The organism is Persicimonas caeni (genome assembly GCF_006517175.1).
Taxonomy (GTDB): domain Bacteria; phylum Myxococcota_A; class Bradymonadia; order Bradymonadales; family Bradymonadaceae; genus Persicimonas; species Persicimonas caeni.
Map to the genome: position 1 here is coordinate 5148937 of NZ_CP041186.1, position 17155 is coordinate 5166091.

The following is a 17155-nucleotide window of genomic DNA, read 5'->3' on the forward strand; positions in this document are numbered from 1 at the left end:
ATGCCGGCCCGCAGGAGAGTCACAGTTGCATGCGTCTATCCGATGCCACGTTACATATCAAGCTGCGCGGCGATCGTCACGCGGGTTTCGTCTGGTGCTTGGAATCGTCCGGCGCTGCTCGCGGCCAAGCGAATGGACTGGGGCTAGCCGGAGATCAACAACTCCCCGGCGGTGATGGTGAGCTCCTCGAGATCGGGCACGACGAGCGTGTCGGTCGCAGTCGGCTTGCGATGCAGCGTATACTCTCCGTCGATCGGGCGCTCGAAGCTCTCGACCCGGCGCGCGCGCAGGTCGACCAGCCACACGACCGGCACGCCGTGCTCGGCATACAGCGGGATTTTGTGCTCCCGATCGTACTCGAGCGAGGTGTCGGCGACCTCGACCACAAGCAGCACGTCCTCGCCCGTGGGGTGGGCGTGACGGTAGAAATCGTCGCGCGGCTTCAACAGAGACACGTCCGGCTCGGGCTCCGAGAAGGTTCCAAGTTGGATAGGGCTCTGCACACGTACGATCGCACGCGTCGAGGTGATTTCCCGCAGCTTCGCGACGACCTTATCTACGTGACTGGCATGTTCAGTGCCGATAGGTGTCATCTTGACAATCTCCCCATGGATGAGTTCGACCCGGTCGTCTTCATCGAAGAAACCCTGCTCAGCCAAGTGGTTGTACTCCTCGACGGTAAACCGACGCCGCCAGGGGCCGATATTTGCCGATGTGCTCATCGTCTGCTCCGGTACCGGAAAAGAAGGCCGAATCCGCTCGGCCAAAGATAGCACCCACCCATGGGCGAGGCAAAGCGCTGCGGCGGGTGAGTATACGCTGCCGAGGCCGATTCGCTCTGGAGATCTGGGCGGCGATCGGTTACCTTTTTCGACAGAACGCATCTCCCGTTGAATGCTCACCTGGTTCGCATGTCGAATTACCAAGATGGCTCTACCGTAGCGGGTCGATTTGTCGTCCTCGAGAAGATCGGCGCCGGGGGGATGGGCGCCGTGTATCGGGCGCTGCAGACATCACTCGACCGTGAGGTCGCCCTCAAGGTGCTGCACTCCGATAAGGCGTTCACCGCACGCGCTCGCCGACGCTTCGGTCGCGAAGCGCGCGCAATCGCGCGCCTGAACCACCCGCACATCGCGGGCGTGTTCGATTTCGGGACCGACAACGACGACCAGACCCTGTGGCTGGCGATGGAGCTCGTCGACGGCTTCGCCATGAGCCGTCTGAAGCGTGAGGACATCGACGTCCTGCGATTGGCCTCCCTCACCGATCAAGTGTTGAGCGCGTTGTCCGCCGCCCATGCCCGCGGGATCATCCATCGCGATTTGAAGCCGTCCAATATCTTGGTCTCCCAAGATGACGAGGGCCGCGAGATCATCAAGCTGGTCGACTTTGGCTTGGCTGCCACCCAATCGGGCGACCTCGACCTGACCAACGCCCCCGGCGGTCTGGGCAACGAGGAGAGCGAGGTGAGCAACCGGCGGGTGATTCTAGGCACCCCGCGCTACATGGCTCCCGAAATCTTTCGGCGCAAGCCGGTCGATCCCAAAGTCGATCTGTACGCGCTGGGCGTGATCCTGTTCGAGATCTTGGCCGGCACGCCCCCGTATCCCGGCGACGACCCCAAAAAGGTGATGAAGGCGCACCTGCACGCGCCGATTCCGCAACTCGAGGTGCGCGGCGGGCGCGAGGTACCCCCCGAACTCGAGCGGTGCATCTATCGACTGCTCGCCAAGAACCCTTCCGAGCGTATCCAGACGGCCGCCGAGGCGCGCGAGAGCGTCCAGACGGTCATCAATCAATTCAGCTATGTGCCCTGGATGGTCACCGGGCCCCAGATGGGCGATGCCGGTGGGCTGAGTCACCCGGGCAATATCTCGACGGCGGGCTTTTTGAGCGGCTACGGCGGGCGCACGGTGCCTCCGGCGGCCATGTTCGGGGGCACGTCGTCCTTCGGGATGAACTCGAGCCAGAAGTCGCCGCTGGTCGGCCGCGTCGAGGAGCGTCGCAGCATCGAGCGCTACGTGCGCCGGGCGGTCGAGCAAAAAGAGGGCGCGCTGGTCTTCGTCGATGGAGCGGCCGGCTGCGGAAAATCTCGTCTTATCGAGTGGATTCGCGTGCGCGTCGAAGAGTCTGGGGTGATGCGCGTGGCCCAAGGCGCCTACACGCGCTCGATGAGCGGCTTCAACGGAGTCCGCGCCATCATCGAGTCGGTGTTGGGCACCGAGGACGCCTCGTACGACCAGCTCCCCTACATGGTGCGCACCAAGCTGGAGCAGTGGGGCTTCTCGGACAGCGAAATCGAGCTGACCGTGCGCCTGATGCAGCCCGGCGGTGAGGACGCGGTCTTCGACCCGGGCGATTTCGACGGTGCCCGGGCCACGACTCGGCGAGAGCGGGTCTTCTCGACGCTCGAAAGCATCCTGCGTCGGGCGGCCGCCGAGCGTCCGTTGCTCGTCATTCTCGAAGACCTCCACCACAGCGGCGAGCCCACGGCCGCCTTTTTGGAGCACCTGTCGGTAGGGCTCCAATTCAACCCGGCGCCGCTCGTGGTCGTCGGCTCGGTCCAGAGCGGCGAGCTTCGCAACGCGCCGTATTTGGCGCAGGTGCTCGAGCGGCTCTCCAAGGTCGGCGCCGAGGATGTCCTGCGCGTGACGCTGGACCGCTTGAGCGACCAAGAGATCGTCTCGCTCATCGAGAACCTGGCGCCCGTCGAGGCGAACGTGGCCACCGAGATCGCCCGGCGCGTGTCGGGCAACCCGCTGCACGCCACCGAGCTTTTGCGCTACCTCAAGGAGAGCGGCAAGCTGTTGTACGACAGCGGCAGCTGGGTCCTCGCCCAGGGCATCGACATCGACGACGAGATCCCCACCGAGATCGCCGACATGATGCGCTACCGGGCCCGCCAGGTCTGGGAGGACGCCGACGACACCGCCGCGATGAAGGCGATCTTGGAGCGCGCGGCGATTTTGGGCCGTCGCTTCGATTATCGCCTGTTTCGCTCGATGATTACCCGCGAGCAGGCCAGCCCGTTCGCCCAGGCGCTCGATCCGGCGCTGGAGGTGTTGGTGCGCGAGGGGATTTTGCGCGAGATCGGCCACAGCGGCGAAGATATCCTCGAGTTCGACCACGTGCTCATGCGCGAGGTGCTCTTGCAAGACATGCAGGGCCGTCGCGCGCTCCGCGGGCTGCATCGGTTGGCCGCCGAAGCCAAGATCGAGTTTTATACCGACCGCATCGACGCGCACGCCGAGGAGATCGCCGACCACTACCGACGAGCGCGTGAGCCGCAAGGCGTCTACATCTACACGCTCAAGGCAGCGCGAGCGGCGGCCAATGCCTCCGATCTCGACCGAGCCATGCAGTTGTACCGCGAGGCCGAAGAGCTGTCGGGGTCGGCGCAGGCCGAGTCGCTCGACGGCGTGCTCGCCGAGTCATCCTACGTGCTCGAGAGCGAGGAGGTGGCCCTCGAGGTCGCTCACCTGGAGCGTCGGGTCGGCGAGTACGACTCGGCGCGCTCGCATTATCGAAAGCTCTTGAGCGGGGGCAACGTCGCCGTAGGGCTGTGGGCGCGTTGGGGGCTCGGCAAGCTCGCCGAGCGCCAAGGTGATCTCTCCGAGGCCGAAGGCTGGTACGAGGCCGCGCGCCGCGAGGCGCGCAGCGCACGCGACATCGGCTTCGTCGACACCGCCGAGCGGGTCGACACCTTCAGTCTGTGCGCCCTCGGCGGAATCGCATCGATGCGCGGCAACTTTTCGGCGGCGGGTGTCTTGTTGGGCGAGGCGCTCGAGAAGGCCGAGGAACTCGAAGAAGCTTCGCTCCAGGCCGAAGCGCTGCAGTTGATGGCCGAGGTCAAGGCGAGGCGAGGCGACTTGGATGACGCCGAGTTGTTCAGCCGCCGCGCGGCGATCTTGGTCGAGAGTATCGGCGATGCCGAGCTCACTGCGCGTATCCAAATGAACGCAGGCACACTGCTCGCCGAAGCCGGCGAGTCGTCCCGCGGCCTGAAGATGCTCCAGGAGGCGCTCGCCAGCATCGAAGAGCTCGGCGAGAAGCACCTTCGCGCCGAGTGTCAGCTTCGACTGGGCGTCATTCATTGGCGCCACGGTGATTTCAAAAAGGCCGCCCGAAGCTTGCGCAAGGCCCATCAGGCCTTTAGCGGCTTCGACGACCGGCGCGGTGTGACCCGCTGCAAGCTCCACCTGGCCGCGCTCGCCTTGAGCATCGGGCGTCACAAGGAGACCCTCTCGCTCGGTCGGGACGCCCTCGAGGGCTTTCGCGACCTCGAAGATCGACGCGGTATCGCGCTGGCGCGGCTGTTGCTCGGCCGCCTGCAGCGCCAAATCGGCAAAGAGGATTCGGCGCTCAAGCTCGTCGAGCGCTCCGAGGCCGATTTCGAGGCCATCGGCGATGTCCAGGGCCAGTTGTCGAGCCGCGCAGTCAAGGCGCTGGTGCTCGAGGAGACGGGCGAGCACGATCGCGTCGACGCTTTGCTCGAGTCGATGATGGAAGACGCCTTGCTCGAAAAGGCGTCCGCCGAAGATGTCGCCACCTGCCTCGATGAACTGGCGAGATTGCTCAACCGGCGAGACCCCGGATTGGCGATTGAGGTCGACGAATACGCCGAGGGCGCTTATCGTCGTCTCGGACGACCGGCGCATACGCGTTCGTCGACAGCTGCCACGTAGTTGCATTGCTGCGAATTGTCACCCACAGTAAGCAGGTAGCCTGTTGAATCTGTTCTTGGTTCTTGGTTCTTGGTAGAGACGCCGATTCGTTTGGACGACATCGCGTAGATTCCAGAATCGAATACGCCGCGAAGATTGCTGCGAGCCTCGGACAGCACGCCAAGAACCAAGAACTAAGAACCAAGAACTAGAGCCATGAACCACGCTGAGTTTGAAGCCAATCTGAAGCCGTACGTGCTCACCATGGGTGACAACGTCGATCGGCTCCATCTCGACCTCCCCATCGGTAGCCCCATCGAGGTCTATCGTGTCGAGGACGAGGAGAACGCGGAGTTTTGCTCCATCCTCAATCGCGGCAATCAGGCGGCGTTTGGTGGCCCCAACGACATGGGCATGCCCCTGTGGGTGATGCTCGACTGCGCGATTCTTCCCTCGGCGATGATCGGCTTTATGCTGCCGCGTGATTTCGTCTCCGACGAGATCATCGACCGGCTCGAGGTCGACGACGACTACGACGGCTACGTGCCCATCTCGGAGTACTGCGCGTGCCCGACGGTCGAGCCGACCACCGTCTCCGGATTCTCGCTGCACAGCCACGTGCCCGGCCGCGGCGTCGCCACGCGCACCAAGGCGCTCGGTCTGCTGGTGCTCGGCGCCCAGCGCCAAATCGGCGTGACTCAATTCGACAACCCGGCCATCCGGGTGCATGTGCGCTTTGGCCCGCTGGAGATCAAGATCCACCGGCCGATCGTGCACACCCACCCCGAAGACAGCTTCGTCTACAGCCTCGACGTCCCCACGACCGAAGAGCTCATCGAGATCGCCCGCGGCGAGTCCGAGTTCGGCGCCGGCGAGCGCCCCCCGGGGCAGCGCTGGACCTTCCTGCACGACGACGAGCTCGCCCACGGCCGCTTGCGCCAGCACCTGCTCGACGGCGGCCGCGCCTGGGTCATCCCGCCGGGCTGGCGGGCGACCGAGCAGGGCTACCAGATTTCGGTGGTGTTGGGGGAGTGAGGGGGCTCACCCCGCCGGAATGCAACTCGAGCCGCCGTTGCCGTCGTCCTGGCAAACCCAGCCCGGCTCGGTCTCGCAGGTACCGTCGCACCCGTCTCCCCACTGGTCGTTGCCGTCGTCGCACTCCTCGCCGGTGACGGTGTCGATGACGCCGTCACCGCAGAATCCACCTCGCGTACAATCCGGGTTGCAGGTGCCATAGGTGCCGTCGTTGACGCCATCGTCGCACTCTTCACCGTTGACCGTGCTCACCCGGCCGTCGCCGCAGTAGGCGGCGCGTCCGGAGCAGTCGAGCAGGCACGAGCCGTACGAGCCGTCGTTGACGCCGTCGTCGCACGATTCGCCGGGGCCCACCACGCCGTCGCCGCAGGTCGCAATCGTACAGTTGTTGGTGCAAGCATCGGTGTCGACCGAGTTGCCGTCGTCACACTCTTCGACGCCGGCGTGGACCACGCGGTCACCGCAGGCGGCAGGCTGGCAGCGGTTGGTGCAGGCGTCGGTGGCCACGTCGTTGCCGTCGTCGCAGCCTTCGCCCAGATCGACCGTGCCGTCGCCGCAGCTCTCCAATTCACACAGGCTCGAGCAGCCGTCGCTGTCGTCGGTGTTTCCGTCGTCGCACTCCTCGGGGAACTCGATGACGCCGTCGCCACACTCGGGGCGCTCGCACGTGCTCGGAGTTCCCGTGCAGTTGTAGCCCGGCTCGATGGCGCACCCGGACGAGCAGCCGTCATTGTCATCGGCGTTGCCGTCGTCACACTGCTCGATGCCGCTGATGACGCCGTCGCCGCAGACACTCTCACAGGTGCTCTGGCCGGTGTTCAAAAAGCCCGACAGGGTCAGCCGATAATTCGACTGGGTGGTGTGGCGCTCGGCGTGGAACACCACGATCTCGTAGACGCCGCCCTCGAAGATATCGAAGCGCGCATCGTAGATCTGGCCGGTCTGGGCGTCCTGGGTGTCCGACAGCGTCACCGAGTCGCTCACCGCCGAGTGCAACCCGCCGATATCGACGGCCAACCGGCCGTTGATGAAGACCCACACGTCGTCGTCGCCCGTAAACGCCAGCTCCTCGCCGCCGCGGTACTCGAAGTAGCTGCGGAACTCGCTGGTGAAGTGAAAGTTCTTCGACTCACCCGGCGTGTTGCCAAAGCCGATGCCGGTCAGCGGGAAGAAGTCGTTGCTCGCGAAACGATAGGTGCGCCCGGTCGAGTCGAGATCGGTGCGCTGGGTCAGCTCGATGGTGTCGACCACCGTGATATTGACGCCGGGGGTGTCGTGGTACCACTGGTCGAAGCTTTGAGTGCTCGTCGCACAACCCGCGCCGGTGTAGACCGGTTTGCCGTCGGCGCCGAGTTGGTCCTCGACCATGCCCCTGTAGACGCCGCACGAGAAGCTCTCGAAGTCGGGATGACCGCCCGACTCGTTCGCGCCTTTGAAATCACGCAGCACGATGGGCACCTCGATGCTCGGCGGGGTCTGGTTCTGGAAGTCGGTGCACTGGAAGCCGTTTTCGACGGTGCAGGCTGCCGAGCAGCCGTCGCCTGAGGTGAGGTTGCCGTCGTCGCAGGCTTCGAACGGGTACAGCGTGACGCCGTCGCCGCAGACCGGGTCGCAGGTGCCGCCGGTGCAGTCCCAGATGAGCTCTTCACGGCACAGCGGGTCGCAGCCGTCGCCGGCGGTCAAGTTGCCGTCGTCGCACTCCTCGAGCCCTTCAATGACGCCGTCGCCGCAGGTTGTCTCTACGCAGCTCTGCCCGGCGGTGGGGCAGGCATAGCCCGGCTCGAGTTGGCAGTCGGCGTCGCAGCCGTCGTTCGCATCGGCGTTGCCGTCGTCGCACTGCTCGGCGCCTTCGACGGTGCTGTCGCCGCAGGTGGTCGCCACGCAGTCTTGGCCGGCGGTCGGGCATTTGTAGCCGATTTCGAGGGCGCAATTCGAGTCGCAGCCGTCGCCGCCATCGGTGTCGCCGTCGTCACATTCTTCCAACCCCTCGACGACGCCGTCGCCGCAGGTGGTCGGCTCGCAGGCTTGGTTGGGCGTGGGGCATTTGTAGCCATCTTCGATCACGCAGCGCTTGCTGCAGCCGTCGAGCGACACGCCGTTGCCGTCATCGCACTCCTCGTTGGCCGCAATCACCCCGTCGCCGCACGCAGCCGCGATACAGGCTTGGCCGACGAACTGGCAGTCGTAGCCGGGCTCGACGCTCGTGCACGTCTCGTCGCAGCCGTCGCCGGAGCTCTGGTTGGCGTCGTCGCACGCCTCGCCGTCCTCGATCGCGCCGTTGCCGCAGGTGTTCGCCTGGCACAACTCCCCGGGAGTTCGGCAGATGAACCCGTCTTCGGGTTGGCAGGTGTCGTCGCAGCCGTCGCCGGCGTCGGCGTTGCCGTCGTCGCAGGTCTCGGCGTGCGTGATCAGGCCGTCGCCACAGTAGGGCGACAGCGTGCAGTTGACGCGGCAGGTTCCGTACGAGCCGTCGTTGGTGCCGTCGTCGCACTCCTCGCCTTCGTCGAGATCGCCATCGCCACATTCGGGGTTTGGCGCGGTGTCGCTCTCCGAGCTGTCGGGCTCGGATGTATCGGAGGGGGAGCTGTCTGTCTGAGCATCTCCAAGAGCGTCGGTACCGGCGTCGGACAGGGCCGACCCGGTGTCTTGGCCGCCTTCGACGTCGTCCGAGCACGCGCTCAGAAGGCCGAACAGGATACAGATCAGGACGAAGAGGGGGAGGCGAAGCGACATTCTCACAGCAAATTCTCCACAGAGACTTGGTAATGCGTTCTCAAGGTACCAAGCAGCACGAGAGGGTTAAAGCGAAAGCCTCTCTAATATGTGCCAATGCTGTGAACTATCTTGGCCGCTGCGCCCTCCGGATCTTCCGGGAGCGCATTTTGTTCTCAGCCGGCCGGAATGCAGTTCGAGCCGCCGCTTCCACCGTCCTCGCAGACCCAGCCCGGCTCGGTCTCGCACGAGCCGTCGCAGCCGTCGCCCCACTGCTTGTTGCCGTCGTCGCACTCCTCGCCGGCGTCGGTGTCGAGCACGCCGTCACCGCATTCGGCTTCGGGGTTGCAGTTTTCGACGCAATCGCTCTCGCAGGTGCTCTGGCCGGTGTTCAAAAAGCCCGACAAAGTCAGCCGGTAGTTCGATTGGGTGGTGTGGCGCTCGGCCTGGAAGACGACGATCTCGTAGACGCCGCCCTCGAAGATGTCGAAGCGGTCGTCGTAGACCTGGCCAGTTTGTGGGTCGGTGTCGTCCGACAAGGCCACCGAGCCGTTCTCCGCGCCGTGGATGCCTCCGATGTCGACGGCGAGCCGGCCGTTGACGAAGACCCAGACGTCGTCATCGCCGGTGAACTCGAGGGTTTCGCCGCCGCGGTACTCGAAGTAGCTGCGGAACTCGCTGGTGAAGTGGAAGTTGAGCGATTGCCCCGGCGTGTTGCCGAAGCCGCGGTCGGTCAGCGGAAAGAAGTTGCCGCTCTCGAAGCGGTAGGTGCGCCCGCTCGGGTCGAGGTCGGTGCGTTGGGTCAACCCGATGGTGTCGACCACCGTCTGGTTGACGCCGTCCACGTCGCGGTACCACTGGGCGAAGCTCTCGGCGCTCTCGGCGCAGCCGGCCCCGGTGTAGACCGGCTTCCCGTCGGCGTCGAGTTGGTCTTCCACCATGCCCTGGAGCTGCCCGCAGACGTCACGCTCGAAGTCCGGGTGTCCGCCCGATTCGCCGACGCCTTTGAAGTCGCGCAACACGATCGGCACCTCGATCGTCTCGGGGGTCTGATCTTGGAAGTCGGTGCAGGTGAAGTCGTCCTCGACGGTGCAATCCTCCGAGCAGCCGTCGCCCGAAGTGTTGTTGCCGTCGTCGCACTCTTCGATGGGATAGAGGGTGACACCGTCGCCGCATGCCGGCTCACAGGTGCCGTCTTCGCAGTCCCAGATGAGCTCCTCGCGGCAAAGCGGGTCGCAGCCGTCGCCGGCGATCAGGTTGCCGTCGTCACACTCTTCACCGCCTCCGAAGAGGCCGTCGCCGCAGGTCGTCTCCACGCAGGCTTCGCCGGGCGTCGGGCACGCGTAGCCGTCCTCGAACTCGCAGTTGTCGTCGCAGCCGTCGTTGGGGTCGGTATTGCCGTCGTCGCACGCTTCGTCGCCGACCAGGAGGCCGTCGCCGCAGATCTCGGGGGGCGGGGCGGTGTCGGCGGCGTCTTCAGAGGGTCCCGAGTCATCGGAGGTCTCGACGTCCGACTCGGTCGTGTCGGCGTCGCTGCCGCCATCTTCTTGCAGGTTCGTGCCTGTGTCTCGGTTGCCGTCGGTGTCATCCGAGCAACCGGTGGGCAGACCCAGCAACACGAGGGCGAGTAATACGAGCAGGGAACGCAGCGACGCTTTCATGAATCCATCCTCTCCAAAGAAAAACCGCGACTGTTAGACTACCAGCCACCGAATCCAGGTGAAAGAGGGCGGATTGCGAGCTCAACGGCGGGCGCGTTCGATGAGCCCGTCGAGGCCGACGCTCTTGGCCAGCGCAGGATCGCGCTTTTTGGCGTCTTGCCACAGCTCGAGTGCCAGCTCGTTAGCGCTCATCTTGGTGAAGGCGAAGAGCCCGATTTCGTATTGCTGTCGCGGGGTGAGGTCGTCGCGTTCGGCCAGTTTGCGCACCGTTCTGGCGAGCTCGTTGCGCTGGTCTTCGTTGCGCCAGGCGTTCTGAACGAGCCCGAGGCGCGCCTCGACGTTGTCCGGATCGCGCTCGAGTGCCTTGTTGAAGAACTGCTTGGCCTGATCGGATTGACCTTGCGACAGGGCCATCTGTCCACGCGCAATGGTCACCGCCACCGGCTCGGCGGCTTGCTCGGGGGCCGGGGCTGCTTCAAGCGCCGCGGCTTCCGGCACCGCTGCTTCAGGCTCAGCCTCCGCAACCGGCGCGGCCTCCGCGACCGGCGCCGTCTCGGCTTGCGCCTCCGGCGCCTGCGCTTCGGATTCCGTCTCGGTTTCTTCCTCGGCATCCGGCGTCGGCTGAGCCGGAGCTTCACCCAGGGCGGCCACGGCCTCCTCGACGTCCTCTTTCGGCGTGCGCTGGCGCAGCGCAGAGAGCTGCTCGCGAAGCGGCGGCGCGCCTTGTTGCTCGAAGCCCTCGAAGTTGGGGTCGATCGAGAGCGCCTTTTGCCAGCTGGCGATCACCTTGGCGGACGCCTCTTTGGAGCCTTCGGCTTTGGGCAGCCAGTAGGCGCCGTTCAGAAACCAGGTCAACGCCTCGTCGCCACGCTCGGCGATTATCTCATCGAGCAGCTCGCGCGCTTTGTGCTCTTGACCCAATCGCAGGTAGGCGCGGGCCAAGCGCGGGGTCGCCTGGCTGGAAATACCTTGTTTCTCCACGACATTCTGGTAGATGCCGACAAGGTCGAGGTAGTGGCCCGAGGCGATGAAGACCGCCTCGATTTCGGGAAGGCGTCCCTCCGGATCTCCGCGCTCGAAGAACTTCAGCGCGCTCCTGCTAAAGCCTTCGACCACCGCGTCGACGTTCGCGCGCTCGTTTTCAGGCACGAGTTGCGGCTGCGGGATGGTCTGCGAGGTGACCTCGGTGGTCTCCAGCGGCGAGAAATACGCCGTGCCCGCGCTGTCGTCGACCGGACCTTCGCTGCAACCGGTGACCGATGCAGCGGAGACGAGCACGACGGCGGCCACCAACAGTTTTTCGAGCGAGTTAAGCATTCGGAGTCGCGGTATTCAGATGGAAAACAAAACCCAAAGCGCCTACGTCGGGCTGGGGTCGAACCTCGGAGATCGCGCGGCCAACCTGCACCGGGCGGTCGAGCTCATCGGCGAGCTTCCCGACACGCAGGTCCTCGCCACCAGTTCGCTCTACGAAACCGAGCCGCGGATGTACACCGAGCAGCCCGACTTTCTGAACGGCTGCGTGAAGATACGAACCGGCCTGCCGGCACGCAAGCTCCTCGACGCCTTGCTCGACATCGAGCAGGCGATGGGGCGGGTGCGCCGGCTCGAAAACGGCCCGCGCACGCTCGACCTCGATATCCTGCTCTACGGTCCCCAACAAATCAGCGAAGAAGGCCTCGAAATTCCCCATCCGGGCCTGCACGAGCGCGCGTTCGTGCTCGTCCCGCTGGCCGAGCTCGCCCCCGACCTGGTCCACCCCGGGCTGGGCGAGACCATCGCCGAGCTTCTGGGCCAATGCGAGGATGCGGGTTGGGTGAAGCGGGTTGGCGGCAAAGTGTGGGCGCTTTGCAGGTCAGCGACGCCTGCTAAATGAGCAATTAAGGATTTAGGGGTTGCGATTTGTGAATCTGTCTCGGTTCGCAGCCCCAAAATCCTTAATTGCCCAAATAGAAGGCCCTCCTTGCCCCACCCACGCCCCTACTTCAATTCTCCCAAGAAACTCTCACCCACCGTCCAGTCCACCCCGAAGTAGTCGGCGACCGTAGCGCCCACGTCCGAGAAGCACTTGCGGGTGCCCAGGTCTTTGCCCCAGCCGCCGCCTTTGATCAGCGCGACCAGCGGGACGTACTCGCGGGTGTGGTCGGTGCCGGCGTAGGTCGGGTCGTTGCCGTGGTCGGCGGTGATGATGAGCAGGTCGCCGTCCTGCAGCGTCTCGATGATCTCGGGGAGTTGCTCGTCGAAGCGCTCCAGCGCCTGGGCGTAGCCCTCGGGGTTTCGCCGGTGGCCGTACTTCGAGTCGAAGTCGACCAGGTTCGTGAAGATGAAGCCGTTGCGGTTCTTCATGCAGTCGAGGGTCACCTCGACGCCGTGGTCGTTATTCTTGGTCTTGATCTTTTCGGTGATGCCGCGGCCCGAGTAGATGTCGCTGATCTTGCCCACGCCGGTCACGTCGACACCGTGCTCGACCAACTCCTCCATCATCGTCTTGCTGGGCGGCGGGAACGAGTAGTCCTTGCGGTTGGCGGTGCGCTCGTAGTTGGGCCACTCGCCGACGAAGGGGCGGGCGATGACGCGCGAGATGCCCCGCGGGGTGACGATCTCGTAGGCTGCCTCGCACCACTCGTAGAGCGTGTCGAGGCCGACGACGTCCTCTTTGGCCGCGATCTGGAAGACCGGGTCGGCCGAGGTGTAGACGATGGGCTTGCCCGTCTCCTCGTGCTCGCGGCCGAGCTCCTCGATGATCACCGTGCCGCTCTCGGGGCGGTTTCCGAGCACGCCGTCGACGCCGATCTTGTCGCAAAACGCCTCGATGATGTCGTCGGGAAACCCGTTCGGGAAGGTGCGAAACGGCTTGTCCATCATCACACCGGCGAACTCCCAGTGCCCGCTGGTCGTGTCCTTGCCGGGCGCAATCTCGAGCATGCGCCCGAAGTTAGCGCACGGCTCGTCGACCGGCTCGAGGTCGTCGACCCCGGCGATATTGCCCAGCCCAAGGCTGCGCATATTCGGCATGTCGAAACCCTCGACGGTCTGGGCGATGTGGCCCAGCGTATCGGCGCCCTCGTCGCCGAAGTCGGCCGCGTCGGGCAGCTCGCCGATGCCTACGGAGTCGAGGACGATGAGGACGGCGCGTTTGTTGGTCATGGTGTGTCTCGTGTCTGTGGTGCCTTGCTACTTGCTGTTTCCTCTCCGCCCGAAGGGAAGGAGAGGATTAAGGAGAGGTCTCCCTTTCCGCAAGCGAAGCGAAGTGGAGAGGGACCGAGGGAGAGGTTGAAACGACTTGCCCATACTGTTTGCCTCCTCCTCGGTCCTCCTCCACTTCGCCTTCGGCTACGCGGAGGAGGAGGCCCCTCCTCGGTCCTCCCCGTGCTTCGCAGGGGGAGGAAGATGTCGAAAATCGGGCGTCAAACTCGTTTGAGCCCCTCATGCCACAAATCCAAATGCATCTCCCGCGTCGCCGCATCGATCTGCGGGTCGAACTCGCGGTCGACGCGCCACTCGTCGCGGATTTGGTCGAGGTTCTTGAAGATGCCCTCGGCCAGGCCGGCGAAGAGCGCGGCGCCCAGCGCGGTGGTCTCGGTGATGGCGGGGCGCACGATCTTGCGGCCCAAAAAGTCGGCCTGCATCTGCATGAGCAAGTTGTTGGCGGTCGCGCCGCCGTCGACCTTGAGCTGGACGAGCTTGTCGCCGGAGTCGTTCTCCATGGCGTGCAGGATGTCGACGTTCTGCAGCGCGATGCCCTCCAGCGCCGCGCGAGCGATGTGGGCGTCGGTGGTGCCGCGGGTCAGCCCCCAGATGACGCCGCGGGCGCTCGGCCGCCAGTGCGGCGCGCCCAGGCCCGATAGCGCCGGGACCGCCACGATCTCGCCCGAGCTGTCGACGGTGCGCGCGAGCGCCTCGATCTCGTGGGACTCTTCGATGATGCCCAGCCCGTCGCGCAACCACTGGACCATCGCGCCGGCGATGAACGCGCTTCCCTCCATGGCGTAGGTCACCTCGCCGTCGAGCTGCCAGCCCATCGTCGACAGCAAGCGGTGCTGGCTGTGCACGCGCTCGTGGCCGACGTTCATCAGCAAGAAGGCGCCGGTGCCGTAGGTGCACTTGGCCTCGCCGGGCTCGAAGCAGCACTGGCCGAAGAGCGCGGCGTGCTGGTCGCCGGCCATGCCGCAGATGGGCGTGCCGTCCTTGATGCCGGGCACGCCGTGGGTGACGCCGTAGACCTCTGAGTTGCTGGCGATCTCGGGGAGCATCGGCCGGGGCACGTTGAACAGCTCGAGCAGCTCGTCGTCCCAGGCGATCTCGTCGAGGTTCATCAGCAGTGTGCGCGAGGCGTTCGACGCGTCGGTCTTGTGGACCTGCCCGCCGGTCAAGCGCCACAGCAAGAAGCTGTCGATGGTGCCGAAGGCCAGCTCGCCGGCCTGAGCCCGAGCGCGCGCGCCGTCGACGTGGTCGAGGATCCACTCGACCTTGGTGCCCGAAAAGTACGGGTCGAGCAGCAGGCCGGTGCGCTTCTGGACCCACTTCTCGTTGCCGTCGTCGATGAGCTGCTGGATGCGCCCGCGGGTGCGCCGGTCCTGCCACACGATCGCGTTGTGGATGGGCTCGCCGGTCTTTTTGTCCCAGACGACCGTCGTCTCACGCTGGTTGGTGATGCCGATCGCCGCGATGTCGTTCTCGGTGATCTGCGCCACGCGAGTCGCCTCGGCGAGCGTGGCCAGCGTCGACTGCCAGATCGCCTCGGGGTTGTGCTCGACCCACGACGGGCGCGGGTAGATCTGCTCGAACTCCTTGTTGACCTTCGCGCGGATGCGAAGCTCGTCGTCGAGGATGATGACGGTGGTTCCGGTGGTGCCCTGGTCGATTGCGCAGATGAAACGGGACATAGGAGCCTCGTGTGGCGGCTTGGGTAAGGTTGTGGATCCTCTGGTTTATGCGAGTGACGGGCTTGTTGCAAGCCGTCACGGCACGCCCGCGTACACGAAGTCGAGCGGCAGGCTCTCGGCCTGCGACTGGGTGAACCGCTTCCAGCGTCCGATGCGGGCGCGCTTTCGGGTGGGGGCGTCGCAGGCGTCGTCTTTGAGGATGCGCTTGTAGAGGTATTTAGCCGCGCCGCGCTGCTCTTGCAGGTCGAGCGCCCAGGCCAAAAAGAGGCCGATCTCGGCGCGGCGCGCCGGGTCGACGACCTGCTCGAGGGCGCGGCGAAACGCCCCTTCGGCGCGCTTGGCGCGGCCGATGCGCAGGGCCAGCAAGCCGGCGAGCACATGCAGGTTGGGCTCCTGAGGAAAGAGCGCCAGGGCGTGCTCGATGAGGATCAACAGCCGGCTGTCGGTCTCGCCGGCCCAGTAGCGGTGGCAGGCTTTGCGGTACAGCTCGAAGGCTTGGCCGTGGGCGCTGTGGTGCCAGGCGCGGTCGGGCAAGAAGGGGTCCTGCGACAGGTCCGGCCCGCCGGTGTGGCTGCCGTTGGCGTCGAGGGTGAAGGGGATGAACCAGTTCTTGGACGTCGGCGAGCCGCCCGCGCCCACCCAGACGCGCCGATGCTCGGGCTCGAAGACGACGCTGGCGACCGTGTTGACGTTGGCGATGCTCTTGCCGAAGAGCCGGCGCCGCTCGGTGGTCGGGTCGACGAAGTCGCCCAAGACACCGGCGACGTCGACGGGGGCCAGGTCGCCGTCGCGCTCGCCCAGGGTGCGCAGGCAGTCGTTGACCCGCTCCTGGCGCGCGTAGTTGGCGCGACGGTACTGCGGGTAATAGTCGACCTCGGCGTCGACCAGATCGGCGCCCCAGTAGACGTTGGCGTAGCCGAATTTATGCTGCGAGGAGGGGATGACGTAGAAATTCTCGCGCCCCGGCGCGACCTCGTAGATCGCCGCGCGCCCGGTGTCGCCCTCGGTCATCACGTAGGTCCAGCCGGCCACCGGCGGGTTGTCGCGCAGGATCGCCACCGCCTCTTCGATGGTGTGCGCGTGGCGCATCACCTTGTCGCCGGCGTAGCCCACCGGCACCCCGTCGAGGTCGAACTCGTCGAGGAAATGCTGGTGGACGACCATCGTCAGCCCGGCCGCGTTCATGCCCGTGATGCCACCGCCCAAGATCCCGGCGCTGGAGACGGCCACATAGTCGATGCCGTCGTCGGGGTGGTAGAAGACGACCGTGGCATTCTTGTCCCAATGCTCGACGCCGAAATAGTCGAAGTTGCGCCCGTGCATCATCGTCGACGACAGCGGCGAGCGCACCACGGCGCTCGTGCAGCCAAACGAGGGCGGGGCGCCCAGGCCGTTGGCCGGGCCGGTGCCCAGCAATTTGTGGTACTGGCCGATGAGCCACAAAAAGCTCTCCGGCATCAGGTAGGCCTTGAACAGCGTCTCCGGCTGCAGCCCCGAGGTGCGTGCGAGTGCCAGGGCGGCCTCGTAGAACTCGCGCGGCAGGTTCTCCTCGAGGCGGTTCGTCACCCATCGGTGGGTCGCCCAACGCAGCACGTTGGAGACCTTGGCCACCGGCGAGTTCTTCTGCAGCACCGCCTCCAGATAGGTCGCAAAGAAGGGCACGGCGCCGGCGTGAATCTGGTCGCCCATGCGCTCGCCGAGCTGGCCGGCCATGTCGGCGAAGCTGCCGCGCACGTTCAAGAAGAGCAGGTCCCCGTGGGGCGTGCTCACGCGTCCGGGCTCGTGTGGGCGCTCCGGGTGAACCACGCAGGGCGGGGCAGTGGGAACAGAGGGGTTCCACGGACTCGTCTGGCGGGCGGGATTTGGGCTTTCCGAAATGTCGTGCATGGGCGGGAATTTGGATTTAACGCTCGTTTACCTCTTACCCCAATTTGAGCATTGCAGCAAGTTAGTGTAGGCGGCCGTTGGCGCCCTGCTGCGCCGCCAGTGCCCTCTCGACCCCCTCCAACACGTCGACTTAGGTGGTTGTGACATTGAAAACCGACGCGGTTTCATAGATAGTGCGTGGCGTCGATGTCACAGGGGGTGAGAAATCGGCAAATAGAATTGCAATAACTACGTCCCGCGCTCGAATGTTGCGTGGGCACGTTTGGCGCGCTCTGATGATCTCGCACAGCGCACCGTCTCATACTTCCAA

At 65.3% G+C, this 17155-nt stretch carries 10 protein-coding genes; 3 read left to right on the forward strand and 7 right to left on the reverse strand.

Translation table 11 applies throughout. The features are described 5' to 3' along the window. Positions 1-143: 143 nt before the first annotated feature. Positions 144-722, reverse strand: a complete 579-nt coding sequence (locus FIV42_RS19000; protein WP_168210765.1) for a Uma2 family endonuclease — start codon at positions 720-722, stop codon at positions 144-146. A 189-nt stretch (positions 723-911) separates the two neighbouring features. Here FIV42_RS19000 and FIV42_RS19005 point away from each other — a divergent pair, with 189 nt between their 5' ends. Beyond that, positions 912-4685, forward strand: coding sequence for a serine/threonine-protein kinase (locus FIV42_RS19005; protein ID WP_141199219.1), 3774 nt, complete (start codon positions 912-914; stop codon positions 4683-4685). Positions 4686-4880: 195 nt separating this feature from the next. Continuing rightward, positions 4881-5699: a hypothetical protein gene (locus tag FIV42_RS19010; protein WP_141199220.1), complete on the forward strand. Its 819-nt coding sequence runs from the start codon at positions 4881-4883 to the stop codon at positions 5697-5699. A 6-nt stretch (positions 5700-5705) separates the two neighbouring features. Here FIV42_RS19010 and FIV42_RS19015 read toward each other — a convergent pair whose 3' ends face one another. From FIV42_RS19015 to FIV42_RS19025, 3 genes are all read right to left on the reverse strand, one after another. After that, complete coding sequence (locus FIV42_RS19015; RefSeq protein ID WP_246099101.1) at positions 5706-8432, reverse strand: DUF4215 domain-containing protein; 2727 nt, start codon at positions 8430-8432, stop codon at positions 5706-5708. A 155-nt stretch (positions 8433-8587) separates the two neighbouring features. Further along, positions 8588-10072: a DUF4215 domain-containing protein gene (locus FIV42_RS19020; RefSeq protein ID WP_141199222.1), complete on the reverse strand. Its 1485-nt coding sequence runs from the start codon at positions 10070-10072 to the stop codon at positions 8588-8590. 81 nt (positions 10073-10153) lie between these two features. Beyond that, the gene (locus tag FIV42_RS19025; RefSeq protein WP_141199223.1) at positions 10154-11389 is read right to left on the reverse strand and encodes a tetratricopeptide repeat protein; all 1236 of its coding nucleotides are present in this window, start codon (positions 11387-11389) and stop codon (positions 10154-10156) included. A gap of 19 nt (positions 11390-11408) precedes the next feature. Here FIV42_RS19025 and folK point away from each other — a divergent pair, with 19 nt between their 5' ends. Further along, the gene (folK, locus tag FIV42_RS19030; protein ID WP_141199224.1) at positions 11409-11948 is read left to right on the forward strand and encodes a 2-amino-4-hydroxy-6-hydroxymethyldihydropteridine diphosphokinase; all 540 of its coding nucleotides are present in this window, start codon (positions 11409-11411) and stop codon (positions 11946-11948) included. A 104-nt stretch (positions 11949-12052) separates the two neighbouring features. On the opposite strand, the gene FIV42_RS19035 is transcribed toward folK, so the two are convergent. The 3 genes from FIV42_RS19035 to FIV42_RS19045 all read right to left on the reverse strand — a co-directional run bounded on the left by FIV42_RS19035 (position 12053) and on the right by FIV42_RS19045 (position 16728). Beyond that, entirely contained in the window at positions 12053-13219 is a 1167-nt protein-coding gene (locus FIV42_RS19035; protein ID WP_141199225.1) for a phosphopentomutase, read from the reverse strand. A gap of 260 nt (positions 13220-13479) precedes the next feature. After that, positions 13480-14958 (reverse strand): glycerol kinase GlpK, encoded by a 1479-nt coding sequence (gene glpK / locus FIV42_RS19040; protein ID WP_141199226.1) that lies wholly within the window; start codon positions 14956-14958, stop codon positions 13480-13482. A 75-nt stretch (positions 14959-15033) separates the two neighbouring features. After that, a complete protein-coding gene (locus FIV42_RS19045) occupies positions 15034-16728 on the reverse strand; it encodes a C45 family autoproteolytic acyltransferase/hydolase (RefSeq protein ID WP_168210766.1) in 1695 nt (564 codons plus the stop codon). Positions 16729-17155 lie beyond the last annotated feature (427 nt).